The 15,097-nt window shown below is 67.8% G+C and carries 11 protein-coding genes; 7 read left to right on the top strand and 4 right to left on the bottom strand.

The features are described 5' to 3' along the window. The first annotated feature begins 2 nt into the window (after positions 1–2). Both E6C72_RS24055 and E6C72_RS24050 read left to right on the top strand, forming a co-directional pair. Entirely contained in the window at positions 3–926 is a 924-nt protein-coding gene (locus E6C72_RS24055; protein WP_109084117.1) for an aminotransferase class IV, read from the top strand. 47 nt (positions 927–973) lie between these two features. Continuing rightward, a complete protein-coding gene (locus E6C72_RS24050) occupies positions 974–2,749 on the top strand; it encodes a chloride channel protein (RefSeq protein ID WP_109084118.1) in 1,776 nt (591 codons plus the stop codon). A 46-nt stretch (positions 2,750–2,795) separates the two neighbouring features. On the opposite strand, the gene E6C72_RS24045 is transcribed toward E6C72_RS24050, so the two are convergent. Next, positions 2,796–3,731 carry a LysR substrate-binding domain-containing protein gene (locus E6C72_RS24045; protein WP_109084119.1) on the bottom strand — a complete coding sequence of 312 codons (936 nt, stop codon included), beginning with the start codon at positions 3,729–3,731 and terminating at the stop codon, positions 2,796–2,798. A 110-nt stretch (positions 3,732–3,841) separates the two neighbouring features. Here E6C72_RS24045 and betC point away from each other — a divergent pair, with 110 nt between their 5' ends. Continuing rightward, positions 3,842–5,383 carry a choline-sulfatase gene (gene betC, locus E6C72_RS24040; RefSeq protein ID WP_109084120.1) on the top strand — a complete coding sequence of 514 codons (1,542 nt, stop codon included), beginning with the start codon at positions 3,842–3,844 and terminating at the stop codon, positions 5,381–5,383. Positions 5,384–5,473: 90 nt separating this feature from the next. Next, positions 5,474–6,475 carry a choline ABC transporter substrate-binding protein gene (choX, locus tag E6C72_RS24035; protein ID WP_247875465.1) on the top strand — a complete coding sequence of 334 codons (1,002 nt, stop codon included), beginning with the start codon at positions 5,474–5,476 and terminating at the stop codon, positions 6,473–6,475. A gap of 193 nt (positions 6,476–6,668) precedes the next feature. Here choX and E6C72_RS24030 read toward each other — a convergent pair whose 3' ends face one another. From E6C72_RS24030 to E6C72_RS24020, 3 genes are all read right to left on the bottom strand, one after another. Next, entirely contained in the window at positions 6,669–8,042 is a 1,374-nt protein-coding gene (locus tag E6C72_RS24030; RefSeq protein ID WP_109084121.1) for an alginate export family protein, read from the bottom strand. A 162-nt stretch (positions 8,043–8,204) separates the two neighbouring features. Next, a complete protein-coding gene (locus E6C72_RS24025; RefSeq protein ID WP_109084122.1) occupies positions 8,205–9,635 on the bottom strand; it encodes an aldehyde dehydrogenase family protein in 1,431 nt (476 codons plus the stop codon). Beyond that, a complete protein-coding gene (locus E6C72_RS24020; RefSeq protein ID WP_109084123.1) occupies positions 9,632–10,828 on the bottom strand; it encodes an MFS transporter in 1,197 nt (398 codons plus the stop codon). The genes E6C72_RS24025 and E6C72_RS24020 overlap by 4 nt, the downstream gene beginning before the upstream one ends. A 685-nt stretch (positions 10,829–11,513) precedes the next feature. On the opposite strand from E6C72_RS24020, the gene E6C72_RS24015 reads away from it, so the two are divergent. From E6C72_RS24015 to E6C72_RS24005, 3 genes are all read left to right on the top strand, one after another. Next, the gene (locus E6C72_RS24015; RefSeq protein ID WP_109084124.1) at positions 11,514–12,953 is read left to right on the top strand and encodes an amidase; all 1,440 of its coding nucleotides are present in this window, start codon (positions 11,514–11,516) and stop codon (positions 12,951–12,953) included. 122 nt (positions 12,954–13,075) lie between these two features. Further along, complete coding sequence (locus E6C72_RS24010; protein ID WP_247875466.1) at positions 13,076–13,669, top strand: TetR/AcrR family transcriptional regulator; 594 nt, start codon at positions 13,076–13,078, stop codon at positions 13,667–13,669. Between the two features lie 27 nt (positions 13,670–13,696). Further along, positions 13,697–15,088: a flavin monoamine oxidase family protein gene (locus E6C72_RS24005; RefSeq protein WP_109084126.1), complete on the top strand. Its 1,392-nt coding sequence runs from the start codon at positions 13,697–13,699 to the stop codon at positions 15,086–15,088. Positions 15,089–15,097 lie beyond the last annotated feature (9 nt).

Here is a 15,097-nt window from a genome sequence, read left to right as displayed (position 1 = left end):
CGATGGTTTCCAACAGCACAGTCAGCCAGACGAGTTCGCAGGGCTATGTCGACGACAGCCGCAACGACGAGGTGCTGATCTATGTGAACGGCGCATTCTTCCCGCGCAACGAGGCGAAGATCTCGGTCTTCGACGCCGGCTTCGTGCTGGGCGACGGCGTGTGGGAGGGGCTGCGGCTGGTCAAGGGCCGCATCCTGGCGCTCGACGACCATATGGACCGGCTGTATGAGGGCGCCAACGCCATCCAGCTCGACATCGGCATGACGCGGGAGGAGCTGGTCGCGGCGATCCGGGCCACGCTGGACTGCAACGGCATGACCGACGGCGCCCACATCCGCCTGATGGTCACCCGCGGCCGCAAGAAGACGCCGAACCAGGATCCGCGCTTCGCGCTGGGGCAGGCGACCATCGTCATCATCGCCGAGTACAAGGCGCCGAAGCCGGAATCGAAGGCCAAGGGGCTGACGCTGTTCACCTCGACCATCCGGTGCAGCGGCCCCGATGTCTTCGACCTCCGCCTCAACTCGCACAGCCGGCTCAACTTCATCCAGGCGCTGATCCAGGCGATCAACGCCGGGGCCGACGAGGCGCTGATGCTCGACCCGCATGGCTTCGTGGCGAGCTGCAACTCCACCAACTTCTTCATCGTCCGCAAGGGCGAACTGTGGACATCAACCGGCCGCTTCAACTTCAAGGGCATCACCCGCGCCAAGACGATCGATCTCTTCCGCAAGGACGGCGGCACGGTGCGCGAGCACGACTTCACCCTGGCCGAAGTGTATGCTGCCGACGAGGCCTTCGTCACCGGCACGCTGGGCGGCATCACCCCGGTGGTGCGGATCGACGGCCGGCGGATCGGCGACGGCAAGCCGGGGCCGGTCACCGCCCACATCGCCGAGCTGTACGCCCGCGCGATGCTCGGCTGACGGCGGGTCCGTCCACACCCCCAACGCCGGAGGCGGCAGGCCGACGCATGTTCCAGTCGCTGAAAGCCAGGCTGTCCCTGCCGGAACAGGGGCCGGGCATCAGGGCCCCGGCCTGGCTGCGCGCCTTCGTGCGCGGCGACGAGATCTGGCTGGCGGTGCTGGCGGCCGGGATCGGCATCCTCGCCGCCTGTTTCGTCGCCGCCATCGTCACGGCGGTGCAGTCGCTCCATCACGTTCTGTTCGCGGTGGAGGGCCACGACGTCAGCGGGGCCGCCGCTGTCGATCCCTGGCGGGCGGCACTGGTTCCTGTCGCCGGGGGCTGCCTGATGGCGGGGCTCGGCTGGCTGCTCGCCCGGCTTCCCCGCCTGTCGATCATCGACCCGGTGGAGGCGAATGCGCTGCATGGCGGGCGCATCCCCATCCATGGCAGCCTGCTGCTGGTCCTGCAAACCATGCTGTCCAACGGCTTCGGCGCCTCGGTCGGCATGGAGGCCGGCTATGCCCAGGCCGGCGCGATGGTGGCGTCCAAGCTCGGCCGTATCTTCCATGTCCGGCGCGGCGATCTGCGGACGCTGGTCGGCTGCGGCACCGCCGCGGCAATCGCGGCGGCCTTCGACGCGCCGCTGACCGGCGCCTTCTATGCCTTCGAGCTGGTGATCGCCAGCTACTCGATCTCCACTCTGGCGCCGGTCGGCGTCGCCGCCATGACCGGCGTCGGCGTGATGCGGCTGATCCTGCCGCAGCCGTCGTTGCAGGTCGGCTTCGCCGGCAGTCTCGGCGCGGCCGATTACGCGCTGGTCTGTCTGATGGGCGTGCTGTGCGCCCTGCTCGGCATCGCCATGATGCGGACGGTCGCGCTGGTGGAGGTTGTCTTCAACCGCAGCCGCGTTCCGGTCTGGGCACGACCGGTGGTCGGAGGATGCTGCATCGGGCTGCTGGCGCTCGCCACGCCGGCGGTGCTGTCGTCGGGTCACGGGGCGCTGCATGTCGGCTTCAACGCCTATTACACGGCGCCGGTCCTGCTGGCGCTGATCGGGTTGAAAGCGCTGGCCTCGGCGATTTCCATCGGGTCGGGCTTTCGCGGCGGCCTGTTCTTCGCCTCGCTGTTCCTGGGGGCGATGCTGGGCAAGCTGGTCGCCATCGGCTGGATGCTGGCGGTCGGGCTGACCATCCCGGCGGTGGTGATCGGCATCATCGGCATGTGCGCCATGGCCACCGCGGTGCTCGGCGCGCCACTGACCATGGCCTTCCTGGCCCTGGAGGTCACCGGCAGCCTGCCCCTGACCATCGCGGTGCTGGCGGCCGCGGTGGTGTCGTCGATCACCGTCCGGCGGGTCTTCGGCTATTCCTTCGCCACCTGGCGCTTCCATCTGCGCGGCGAATCGATCCGTAGCGCCGCCGACATCGGCTGGATCCGCGATCTGACGGTTGGGCGCATGATGCGCAAGGACGTCCGCACCGTGCGCGACGACCAGACGCTCGCCCAGTTCCGCCGGAACTTCCCCTTGGGCTCCACCCAGAGGGTCATCGTCGTCGATCAGTCCGACCGCTATGCCGGGATCGTCTTCGTCTCCGACGCCCACCGGGAGACGGCGGAGACGGCCGAACTCGCCGATCTGATCCGCCTGAAGACGGAGGTGCTGCTGCCCAACGTCAACATCCGCGAGGCGATGAAGAGCTTCGCCACGGCGGAGAGCGACGTGCTGGCCGTGGTCGACGGTACCGAGCGGATGCGGGTGATCGGGCTGCTGACCGAACAGCACGCCCTGAAACGCTACAATGAGGAGTTGGACGGGCGGCTGCGCGAGGGCGGGCTGCTGTAACGGTCGGGGTGCATCCGCCAGCCGCAGCGAAAGCGGTAACGATGCATTAGCTGCGAAGCTTGCGGTCACCGTCCCCCCGGCTTTCCTCGACCACCCAGCGGCGGAAACGGTCGCGACGCTCATCGGGTTTGCGCCGGTTGGGGACGACGAGGAAATAGCCCCTTTCCGTCTGGATCGGCTGATCCATCAGGGAAACCAGATACCCGTCCCGCATCAGATCGTCGATCAGCGGACTCCATCCCAGCGCAACCCCCTGACCCATCAGGGCGGCCTGCAAGACGAGTGGATAATTGTTGAAGGTCAGTTCCTGGCCACCGGCCGGCATTGGCAGGCCATGCAGGGTGAACCAATCACCCCAGGACAGCCATGCGGCCGGACCGACGCTTTCCAGATGCAGGAGCGGCAGCGACGTAAGAGCGGCCGGGGAAGCGATGGCCTCGCCCGGAGCGCGGCTTGCCCGGAAAGCGGGGCTGCACACCGGCAGAACCCGCTCGGGAAACAGGAGTTCCGCCTCGCAGCCGGGCCAATGGCCGTGGCCGAAGGTGATGGCGATGTCGGCCGCCTCGCGGCGCAGGTCGATCGCGTTCTGCATCGTAACGATCCGCACATCCAATTCGGGCAAAAGCTGGCGCAGGGCGCTGAGGCGCGGCAGCAGCCAGCCGGCGGCGAAGCCGAAATCGGTGGCGACGTTCAGCACACCCGGCCTGCGCCTGTCACGGATGCGGGTGACCGCGTCGCCGATTCCGTCCAGCGCATCGCGCGTCGCCTCGTAAAGCCGCACGCCGTCCGGCGTCAGCGCCACCCCACGGTGAAGGCGGCGGAACAGTGCCGTCCCCAGATCGGCCTCCAGCCAGCCGATCTGGTGGCTGACGGCCGATTGGGTGCAGGCAAGCTCGCGGGCGGCGGCGCTGAAGCTGAGCAACCGGCCGGCCGCCTCGAAGAACAGCAGGGTGCGCAGCGGCGGCAGACGATCCTTTCCCATGAGCAGCTTTCATACCGGCATGATCAGACAAGGACTTCACGTCCGTTCTGGCTGCCTGAATTCTATCCTCATCGCACGATCTGTCCACAAACGGTATGAAGCAGGCGGATATGGCACGGCGCCCCAACATCCTCATCCTCATGGCCGACCAGATGGTTCCGCGGGCGCTCGGCGCCTACGGCAACCCGACAGTGCGGACGCCGCACATCGACCGCCTCGCGGAGGGCGGCGTGGTGTTCGACAGCGCCTACTGCAACAGCCCGCTCTGCGCGCCGTCGCGCTACGTCTTCCTGTCGGGGCGGCTGCCCTCGGCGATCGGCGGCTACGACAACGCCGCGGAATTCCCCTCCGCCGTCCCCACCTTCGCCCATTATCTGCGGCTGGCCGGCTACCAGACCATCCTGTCCGGCAAGATGCATTTCTGCGGGGCCGACCAGCTTCACGGCTTCGAGGAGCGGCTGACCACCGACATCTACCCGGCCGACTTCGGCTGGACGCCGGACTGGACCCGGCCCGATGAACGGCCGAGCTGGTATCACAACATGAGCTCGGTGCGCGACGCCGGCCCCTGCCTGCGCACCAACCAGCTCGACTTCGACGAGGAGGTGGTTTTCACCTCGGAGCGCAAGCTGTACGACCTCGCCCGCGGCCGGCGGGAGCGGCCATTTTGCTTCGTGGTGTCGCTGACCCACCCGCACGACCCCTATGCCATCACCGAGCGCTACTGGAACCGCCACACCGACGCGGAGGTGCCGATGCCGCGCGTCATCCTGGCGCCGGAGGCGATGGACCCCCATTCGCGGCGGCTGCGCCATGTCTGCGCCATGGACGAGATGCCGCTCAGCGAACGGCAGATCCGCAACGCCCGCCGCGCCTATTACGGGTCCGTCGCCTATGTGGACGATCAGGTCGGCCGGCTCCTGCGCGTGATGGAGGAGACGGGGCTGGCCGAGGATACGATCATCGTCCTGCTGTCCGACCATGGCGACATGTTGGGGGAACGTGGGCTGTGGTACAAGATGAGCTTCTTCGAGTCCGCCTGCCGCATCCCGCTGATCATCCGGGCACCCGGCTGGTTCCAAGCCGGGCGGGTCGCCGCCTCTGTCTCGTCGATGGATCTGCTGCCGACCCTGGTCGATCTCGCCCATGACGGGGCGGCGCCGGACCTGCGGACGCCCATCGAGGGGCGCAGCTTGCTGCCGCACCTTCAGCGCAGCGGCGGCCACGACGAGGTGATCGGCGAATATCTGGCCGAAGGGGCTGTGGCCCCGATCGTGATGATCCGGCGCGGCCACGACAAGTTCATCCATTCGCCGGCCGACCCCGACCAGCTCTACGACCTGTCCGACGATCCGGATGAGTTGGTGAACCGGGCGGAGCAGCCCGGCGGCGGCCCGGCGGCGGCCGACGCCGTGCGGCGCTACCGCGCCGAGGTGGACCGGCGCTGGGATCTGGCGCGCCTGCATGAGGAGGTCGTCGCCAGCCAGCAGCGGCGCCTCCTGGTGGCCGACGCGCTGCGCCGTGGTCGGCACCGCTCTTGGGATTTCCAGCCCTTCACCGACGCCGGCACCAGCTATATGCGAAACCATCTGGATCTCGACGATCTGGAAGCCATGGCGCGCTTCCCGCGTCCGGACATCCCCGCTCACTAGGACGGCGCGCCCACGACCACGCTCCGGCGCACCGGAGGTCGACTATCACCCGACAGGAGGGAAAGCAGCATGCGTGTACCGGAGGTTGCAATGAGCGGTTCGACAGCAGGGCATGCGGCATTGGCCGGCCTGATGGCCGTGATCGGGATGGCGGCCGGCGCGCTGATGATCGCGGCGGCCGCAGCAGGGGCGGCGGCGACATCGGCTTCGGCGGCGGAGCCCGCGAGCTGCCAGACGGTGAAGATGGCCGATCCCGGCTGGACCGACATCACCGCGACCAATGCGGTGGCGGGAACGCTGCTGAACGCGCTGGGCTATCAGCAGAAGATCGAGACGGTCGCCGTGCCGATCATTTTCCAGGGGCTGAAGACCGCGCAGATCGACGTCTTCCTCGGCAACTGGATGCCGGCACAATCCACCTTCCTCGACAAGCTGAGCGCCGAGAAATCCGTCGAGATCGTGCGCCCGAACCTGGAAAACGCCAAATTCACCCTGGCGGTACCGAAGGCGGTGGCCGATGCCGGCGTCCACAGCTTCGCCGACCTTGCCCGTTTCGGCGATCGGTTTGAAAAGAAGATCTATGGGATCGAGCCGGGTGCGCCGGCCAACCAGAACATCCAGCGCATGCTCGACAAGAAGGATTTCGGACTGGAAGGCTGGACCCTGGTCGAATCGAGTGAACAGGCCATGCTGGCGCAGGCGCTGCGCCGCACGCGCAGCAAGGATTGGGTGGTCTTTCTCGGCTGGCAACCGCACCCGATGAACACCCGGATCGACATGACCTATCTCAGCGGCGGCGACGCCTATTTCGGTCCGAACTATGGCAGCACGACGGTCAACACCCTGTCCCGGCGCGGCTATGGCAACGAATGCACGAATGCCCACCGCCTGTTCAGCCAGCTCGTCTTCACTGTCGGGATGGAGAACGAGATCATGACCGCCATCACCGAAGACAAGAAGGCGCCCAAGGACGCCGCGGCCGACTATCTGAAGACGCATCCCGACCTCCTCGGCCCCTGGCTGGCCGGTGTATCGACCCGCGACGGCAAGGACGCCACCACGACCGTGCGGGCGGCGTTGGGCCTCAAGTGACGCAACCAACCAAAAGGAGACGAACAACCATGCTGGCCGCACTGCGTGCATGGATCCGGGCCCGCTTCCCATTCTGGTTCCGTCCGGCCTACCGGCCCGAACGCCACTATATGCGAGGCCCCTCCGGCCTGCGATGAGGCCGGAATACTGGGGTTCATGAAACTGCCGGCTCTCCAATCGGCAGCAAACCGGTTCAATAGGTGAAGATCGCCGCCAGCTCGAAGACGGTGCTGTCCTTGTTGCCGCGCAGGAGCTGCTTGCCGCCGTCCCCGGCGAAGAACTGGCCGACCGCCGCCGAGACCAGCAGGTTGGGCGTCGCCGCCCAGTCGGCCGCGAGGTTGATCTCGTTGCCGACATGGCTGCTGGTGACGCCGGCCGGCTTGCGGTCGAAGCGGAAGTCGTACAGAAGCGCGGTCAAGGTCAGCGTCTCGGTCGGCTGGACGGCGAACTGGACGTTTTGGACCTTCACATTGCTGTTGGAGGTCGGGAAATACTGGCCGTTGATCTCGCCCTGAAGCCAAGTGCCCCAACGCGGAGCCCCCAGATGGAGCGGGTCGAACCCTTCGCTCTTGGCCGTTCCAGGGTTGTCGCCGCTGAACTGGCTGTAGCGGTAGCTGGCGCGCGGGGTCCAGGCGACGTCGGCGAAGGTATAGGCGGCCTCGCCGTACCAGGCCGACGCATCCAGCTGGGCGCCGACACGGCCGTTATGCTCCTTAACATATTCCGATGACAGGGTCAGGCCGGGAACCGACGGGATGGCGACGCCGAGCGCACGGAGATTGTAGATATCCATGCCCTTGCGGGTCGCCAGCTTCGACTCGTCGATGCGCATGTAGGAGGCGCCGAGCGAGCTTTTGCCTTCCGCGCCGAAGCGCCATTCCAGATTGCCGCCGTAGATGACGTCAGTGTTGCTGTTTTTGTCGCTCTTCAGCCGAAAAAGGTCGGCATGGACCGGCGCGATGTCGAACTTGGCGACCGCGGTGCCGGTGTTCCAGCCGCGGCGCGGCCCGAGCCAATAGCTGCCCTGCCGTTGCGAATCCAGCGTGCCGTCGCCGATGATGAAGCTGTCGCCGATCGCGAAATTCTGCCGGCCATAGGCGAGATCGACGGCGTCCTTGCCGAGGGAGGACAGCAGATCCCCGCTCTTCCAACCGACATAGAGGTTGTCGAGGTCGGTGCGGCCCTGCCGGCCCTGGGTGAAGCCGCCAGCATCGCCATCGCCGCCCGTCCCGCTCGACACCGCGCGCACACCACTGTAGAGGGTGCCGGCACTCTCCGTGGCATAGGTCAGCTTCAGGCTGGGGGCGACATAGCCTTCGACCCAGTTGCGGTCCTTCTGGTTCTTGCCGCTGGGCGTGGTCACGCCGGCGCCGAGATTGGCGTTCTTGACGCTGATGGCGCCAAGTCCGGCAGTCAGGCCGCCTTCGAGCGTGACGCCATTCTGCTCATAAAGCGTGACGTCCGCGTGGGCGGCGGCGGTCAGCGCCAGCAGGGCGGTGCCGGCGAGGCAAGCGGGCTTGAAAAGGCGCGCACCGATCCGTGGCGCGACGCGCAGGGCGTTGCACATGAGGCACTCTCCGTTCGTGATGTCTTGGTTTTTTTGCGCCGGTCCGGGCGGAAATGCTTGCTCCGCCTCCGGATTTGGGTGCGGACGGTTCAAGCGCCTGCGCCTGAACCGTCACTCACAGGTGGAAACTCACACTTGGAAACTGGGGGTCAGGCCAAAAACTCAGCCCCCGACCACGCCCTTGATCTCGACGAACTCGGCCAGACCGAACTCGGCATATTCGCGCCCGTTGCCCGACTGGCCGTAACCGCCGAAGGGCACCGCCGGCGACCAGGGCGGATCGTTGACATAGATGGTGCCGGCGCGCAGCCGACGGGCCACCGCCGCGCCATGCGCCGGATCGCCCGACTGCACATAGCCGGCCAGCCCGTATACCGTGTCGTTGGCGATGCGGATCGCGTCCTCTTCGTCCTTGTAGGTCATGATCGACAGCACTGGGCCGAAGATCTCCTCGCGCGCGATGGTCATGTCGGGCGTGACTCGGCCGAAGATGGTCGGGCGGACGAAATAGCCGCGCTCCAGACCCTCCGGCCGGCCGGGGCCGCCGGCCAGCAGTTCGGCCCCCTCGGCGATGCCGGCTTCGATCAGGCTCTGGATCTTGCGGAACTGATTACCGTTCGACACCGGGCCGTGGGTGGTCGCCGGGTTGAGCGGGTCGCCGACCACCGCCTTCGCCGCCGCCTGCTTCGCCAGCTCGGCGACCTGTTCATAGAGCGCTTCCGGCACCAGCATGCGGGTCGGCGCATTGCAGGACTGGCCGCTGTTGCCGAAGCAGCGTTCGACACCCCGGGTCACCGCCTTGGCCAGATCGGCATCGGCCAGGATGATGTTGGGCGACTTGCCGCCCAGCTCCTGGGTAACGCGTTTCACGGTGTCGGCCGCCATCTTCGCCACCGCGATACCGGCCCGCGTCGAACCGGTGAAGGACACCATGTCGATGCCGGGATGGGCGGAGATCGCCTGCCCGACCTCCGGGCCATCGCCATGGACCAGATTGAACACGCCGGCCGGCACGCCGGCCTCGTGGACCACTTCGGCGAACAGGGCTGCGCTGAGGGGCGCCAGTTCGCTGGGCTTCAGCACCATGGTGCAGCCGGCGGCGATAGCCGGCCCCACCTTGCAAGTGATCTGGTTGAGCGGCCAGTTCCACGGGGTGATCAGGCCGACGACGCCGACCGGCTCGCGCAGGATCCGCTGGAAACCGCGATCCTCCTCGAAGGGGAAGCTGCGGGCGGTCTCGATGGTCTGGGCCAGATGGGCGGCGCCGATGCCGGCCTGCGCCTGGCAGGCGAAACCCTGGGGCGCTCCCATCTCCTGCCGGACTGCGTCGCCGAATTCCTCGATGCGGCGCCGGTAGGCGGCGAGGATGGCGGACAGCAGGTCGATGCGCTCGGCCAGCGTGGTGCGGGAGAAGCTGTCGAAAGCCTTCCGAGCCGCGGCGACCGCGAGATCGACATCGGCCGAGGTGCCGAGCGCCACCTGGGCGACCGCTTCCTCCGTCGCCGGATTGATCACATCGATCAGACGGGAGCCCTGCGGCTGTACCCATTGTCCGTCGATGTAGAACCGGGTGGTATCAACCATGATCGTCATCCATGAGAAAGGGAACTGGAGGGGGCCTGGATCGCAGCGCCTTTCGCCAGCGCCTGGGAGCGGGCGAAGGCGGCGGCGGACAGCAACAGGATGATGCCGCCCTCGGTGGCGACGGCCCCATAGCCGCCGAGGAAGTCGATGGTGTAGCCGGCCAGCATCGGGCCGAGCGCAGCACCGCCGCCGATGATCATATTCGACAGGATCACCATGTTGCCATCATCGTCGCTGTCGGCGAGCGAGGCCAGCAGCAGCGGCAGCAGGAAGGACCACAGCACCTGCAGCAGGACGATCACGGCAGCGAAGACCATATGGTCGGCGACGAACTCGATCACCCCCAGACACAGCACCAGCAGCAGGTAGCTGGCGATGACGAAGCGGTTGTGATGGGCCTTGCCGCCGACATGGGAGGCGAAGACCGAACCGAGGATGCCGGCGGTCATCGCCAGCGACGACAGGATGCCGATGCCGGCGTCGGTGAAGCCCAGCTCCGCCCCCGGAATGCCGACGAAGGCCCAGGCGCCGCCGACCGCGACATAGAAGCCGAAGATCGCCACCAGCACCCAACGCGCCGCCTTCAGATTGTGCCGCTCGCCGCCGCCGCTCAGGGACTGCAGCAGGCCGTTGCCGAAGCCGGCGATGACCGCCAGCGACAGCGCCGCCGCCGCCGCGAGGCAGCCGTAAATGCCGCCGATGCCGGTGTGGACGAACAGGTCGGGCAGATAGAGCAGGCCGACCGCCGCCGCCACGGTCTGGCCGCCGCTCCAATAGGCGAAAGCCTTTGGCGGATTGGCCGACCGCCCTGCCGATACCAGCGCCACCACCGACAGAACGCCGCCCGCGGCACCGGCGACGATGCGCGCCGGCAGGAACAGCTCCACCGACGTGACCAGGGACGAGGCGACGTTGGCGAGGATGAAGAGGACGGTCGCCAGCAGGGCGACGGTGCGCGGAGACAGAACCCGCAGCAAGCGCATGGCCGGGAAGGAGACCAGCGAAGCGCCGGCCAGTTCGCATCCCATGATCAGGCCGATGGTTCCCGCCGACCAGTCGAGCTGGCCGGCCATCTGGCCGGTGACCACCGGCGAGACCAGGAAGCTGTAGGGGCCGACGATGCCGAACAGCGTGATCGCGGCGGTCGACAGGGCGCTGTCCTGCGGAGCTTCGGCGTTGATTGAATTGGGCGAGTTGGACATGGGGGCGGCACTCTCTCGATGGGGGAGTCGGGGAGCACCGGGACTCCGGCCACAGCCGGTCGGCCCGGATGCTGCGAGGCGGCGGGAAAGACGCCGATGAGAGCGGTCCGGCGGCCATGGGGCCGCGATGGATCGCGCCGTCGGCGGATCGCCAAAACGCAGTCCGGGAAGGCCGCATGCCGGTCCGGCCCGGAGTTTCCGCGCAATCGGGAGAGGGGAAGCGGCCGCGAAGGACGGACGGGTCGAAGACCTCATGATGTGTCTCCCAGAAGCTGCCTGTTTGGCTGCCTGTTCAGTGGCATTCGCTGTCGCCGCGGCCGCTTTGGATTGCGGACGGGCCGGAATGTCCTTGGTCGCGGTTCGTCCGCCGGATCGTTGCCGGGGACGGGGACTCCCTGCCCCTTGAGGACAGGATAGACCCGGATGGGAAGCGGCGCGACCGCTCCCTTTTTGTCGTTCGCAAAGAAGGCCGGAGAGCCGTCGAAGCCTGGCCTCCGTAAAAATCTGGTCGTTTGACCAAATCGTTTGACCAACATGCAGAGGGGGTGCTATCGGTGTCAAGCGAAACATGAACAAAAAATGGCGCCTCCCGGTCTTCGAGCTGGACGCGCATCCCCCGGCGGTTCCGGGGATCTGACAGGCAGGCGGCCCGGCAAACGGGCGGATCGACAAGGGATTCACGAACATGACTGACGAGAGGACTGGACCGCCGGCTCCCTGGCAGATGGACGCCACGGACCTCGCCGCTCGGATCGCCCGGCGGGAGCTGTCGGCGCTCGACGCCACGCGGAGCTGTCTGGAGCGGCTGGACGCCATAAATCCGGCGATCAACGCCATGGTGGGCGATCTCAGCGCCGGCGCGCTGGCAGAGGCCGAACGGGCCGACCGGCTGGCGGAGACCGGCGAGGCGCTCGCCCCGCTGCACGGCGTGCCGGTCACCACCAAGATCAATGTCGATCAGGCCGGCGTCGCAACCACCAACGGCGTGTCGGCCTTCACTGACCTGATCGCCGAGACCGACAGCCCGCCGGTCGCCAACTGGCGCAAGGCCGGCGCCGTCTTCATCGGCCGGACCAACGCGCCGCCCTTTTCCGTGCGCTGGTTCACCGACAACGAGCCGCATGGCCTGACCCTCAACCCCTGGGATCCCGCCCGCAATGTCGGCGGCTCCAGCGGCGGGGCCGCCGCAGCGGTCGCCACCGGCATCGGTCCGCTGGCCCATGGCAATGATCTGGCCGGCTCGGCCCGGCTGCCCGCCAGCGCCTGCGGCATCTACGGTATGCGCCCGACCACCGGCCGGGTTCCCGCCTTCAACCCGACCGGCAAGGGCGAGCGCTCGCTCTGCCTCCAGATCGGCTCCTCCCAGGGCGTTCTGGCCCGCTCGGTGCGCGACATCCGCCTGGGGTTGGAGACGATGGCGGTGCGCGACCCTCGCGATCCGCTGTGGGTGCCGGCGCCGCTGGCGATGGAGGGCGACGATGCCAAGGTCCGCGTCGCCCTGTTCACCGGGGCGCCGGACTATGCCATCGACCCCGCCGTGGGCGACGCGCTGCGGCTGGCCGGCGACTGGTTGAGCGACTCCGGCTATGCCGTGGAGGAGGCTGCACCGCCCGGCTTCGCCGAGATCGCCCAATTGTGGATGGCGATGCTGGGCACCGAGATGCAGGGCCCGGCGATGCAGCAGGCGATGGCGCTCGCCGACGAGCCGCTGCGCCGGTCGCAGGCGCTGACCGCCACCCTGTCGCCACGCCTGTCGGCCGAGGAGATGCTGGCCGGCTTCACCGCCCGCGCCACCCACCAGCGGGCCTGGCAGCTGTTCTTCGAGCGGTATCCGCTGCTGCTGCTGCCGACGGCCTGGGCCATGCCCTTCCCGGTCGGCCACGACACCGTCGGCGAGGGCGAGGCGCTGGAGATCCTGCGGGCGCACAGCCCCTGCTGCGTCACCGCCTTCCTCGGCGTGCCGGCGATCTCGGTCCCGGTGGTGCGCGCGCCGCTGCCGGTCGGCATCCAGCTGGTGGGCGCCCGGTTCCGCGACGGGCTTTGCCTGACCGCGGCCGAAGTGCTTGGCAGACGCATCGGTCCGATCCTGCCGATCGACCCGAAGGGGCGAAGCGCCCCCCGATAAATCCTGGCACGAACTAGTCATTTGACCTAGTTTCGGTTCCCTGCCGGCCGACCGCGCCGGAATGCCCGGTCCTGCGCGCGTTTCCCGCGCGCAGCCCGCGTCGACCAAGGAGGAAACCGAAGGTGTTACGGAGAGCGAAGAGTGAGGCCAAGCGCGAAACCATCCTGCAGGCGGCGATCGCCGTCATCGCCAAGGAGGGTGTGCATGGCGCCACCACGCGCAAGATCGCGGCGGAAGCGGGAATCAATCTCGCGACCCTGCATTACCAGTTCGAAAGCAAGGAAACGATCCTGCTCAGCGTGCTCGGCCATCTGACCGCGCGCTACCGGCAGGATCTGGACATGGCTTTTTCCAGGCCGGAACCTCTGCGGGACCGGATCGACCATCTGCTGACCTTCATCTGGGGCGAGGTTCAGCGCGCACCGGAAGAACAGCTGACGCTCTACGACCTGACGCTCTACGCCCTGACGACCGCCGGGTCGGAATGGATGGGGAAGAAGAAGTACGAGGAGCTTCTGCTGCTGTACCGGGACGCGCTCGCCTCCTCCACCGAGATCACCACCGGCTCACTGGACATCGACCTCGACGCCCTGGCGAATTTCATCTTCACCGGTTTCGTCGGCACCGTCCTCCAGTGGCTCGCCACCGCCAACACGCCGCGGGCCAGACAGCAAATCCAGAATCTGATCGTCGCGGCCCAACGCATGTATCTCTGACAAACCCGCGAATCCTTCGGAGACACCATGGGCAACTCCCCGATCCACACCGCATCCCGTCAAGCATCCATTGGTCATGTCGCCGTCATCGGTGCCGGCTTCGCCGGACTGACCGCCGCCCGCGCCCTGAAGGCCGCCGGCCACCGCGTCACCGTCCTGGAAGCCCGCGACCGGGTCGGCGGACGCATCAACACCAAGTTGGCGACGGACGGCACGCCGGTGGATGTCGGCGGCCAGTGGATCGGTCCGGGCCAGGATCGCGTCATCGCGCTGGCCGAGGAACTGGGGGTCGAAACCTTTCCCTCCTACGAGGCGGGCGAGAATCTCTGCCTTTATGACGGCAAGCTGATGCGCTTCGCCGGCCTGCTGCCTCCGCACGAGCCGGCCGGCCTCGCGGATACCGAGGCAATCTTCGGCGCGCTCGATGCGCTGGCGGCGACCGCTGATGCCGAGCGCCCGTGGGAGACGCCCAATGCCGGCGAACTGGACAGCATCACCTTCGAGCAGTGGATCGTCCGCACCGCCAACACGCCGGAGGCCGCCTTCTGGATGTGCTTCCTGGCCAATTCGGTGCTGGCCGCCGATGCCCGCGAGCTGTCGATGCTGCATGTGATGGTCTACATCAAGGCCGGCGGTGGGCTGGCCAGCCTGATCAGCATGTCCGGCGGCGCGCAGGAGCGGCGCTTCACCAAGGGTGCCCAGCAACTGGCCGAACGGCTGGCCGACAGCCTGCGCGACGACATCCGCTTCAACTGTCCGGTCACCGCCATCACCCAGGACGGCAGCGGCGTCACCATAGAGCATGCCGGCGGCAGCCTGCGCGCCGACCGGGTGATCGTCACCCTTCCCCCGGCGCTGGCCGGCCGCCTGCGCTACAGCCCCGCCCTGCCCGGCCAGCGCGACCACCTGACCCAGCGCATGCCGATGGGCGCCTGCATCAAGATCCAGTGCTTCTACGACACGCCCTTCTGGCGCGAGGACGGGCTGTCGGGCATGGCGGTCAACCAGGATGGCCCGATCAGCCTGACCTACGACAACTCGCCGCCATCCGGCCTGCCGGGCGTCCTGGTCTGCTTCATCGAGGGCGACGACGCCAAGGAGTGGACCGGCCGCAGCACCGGGGAGCGGCGGACCGCCGTGCTCGACGCCCTGGCGCGGCTGTTCGGCCCGCGCGCGCTTGAGGTTCGCGAATTCATCGAGCAGTCCTGGCTGGAGGAGGAATATTCGCGCGGCGGCTATGCCGGCTTCATGGTTCCCGGCGTCTGGACCCGTCTCGGCCCGGCGCTGACCGCTCCCTGCGGCCTCATCCACTGGGCCGGCACCGAAACCGCCGCCCGCTGGCAGGGCTATATGGACGGCGCCATCCGATCCGGCGAGCGCGTCGCCGGCGAGATCGTGACCGCGCTGGCGACAGCCTGACGGCAAGGA

This window comes from Azospirillum sp. TSH100 (assembly GCF_004923295.1).
Classification (GTDB): domain Bacteria; phylum Pseudomonadota; class Alphaproteobacteria; order Azospirillales; family Azospirillaceae; genus Azospirillum.
The sequence above is the reverse complement of the archived record's forward strand: the minus strand, read 5'-3'. Positions and strand labels throughout refer to the sequence as shown.

Coding starts and splice junctions, on each gene's coding strand:
- E6C72_RS24005 (WP_109084126.1), top strand. CDS start 13,697: ATGGGCAACTCCCCGATCCACACCGCATCCCGTCAAGCATCCATTGGT.
- E6C72_RS24055 (WP_109084117.1), top strand. CDS start 3: ATGGTTTCCAACAGCACAGTCAGCCAGACGAGTTCGCAGGGCTATGTC.
- E6C72_RS24020 (WP_109084123.1), bottom strand. CDS start 10,828: ATGTCCAACTCGCCCAATTCAATCAACGCCGAAGCTCCGCAGGACAGC.
- E6C72_RS24025 (WP_109084122.1), bottom strand. CDS start 9,635: ATGACGATCATGGTTGATACCACCCGGTTCTACATCGACGGACAATGG.
- E6C72_RS24045 (WP_109084119.1), bottom strand. CDS start 3,731: ATGGGAAAGGATCGTCTGCCGCCGCTGCGCACCCTGCTGTTCTTCGAG.
- E6C72_RS24015 (WP_109084124.1), top strand. CDS start 11,514: ATGACTGACGAGAGGACTGGACCGCCGGCTCCCTGGCAGATGGACGCC.
- betC (WP_109084120.1), top strand. CDS start 3,842: ATGGCACGGCGCCCCAACATCCTCATCCTCATGGCCGACCAGATGGTT.
- E6C72_RS24050 (WP_109084118.1), top strand. CDS start 974: ATGTTCCAGTCGCTGAAAGCCAGGCTGTCCCTGCCGGAACAGGGGCCG.
- choX (WP_247875465.1), top strand. CDS start 5,474: ATGAGCGGTTCGACAGCAGGGCATGCGGCATTGGCCGGCCTGATGGCC.
- E6C72_RS24030 (WP_109084121.1), bottom strand. CDS start 8,042: ATGTGCAACGCCCTGCGCGTCGCGCCACGGATCGGTGCGCGCCTTTTC.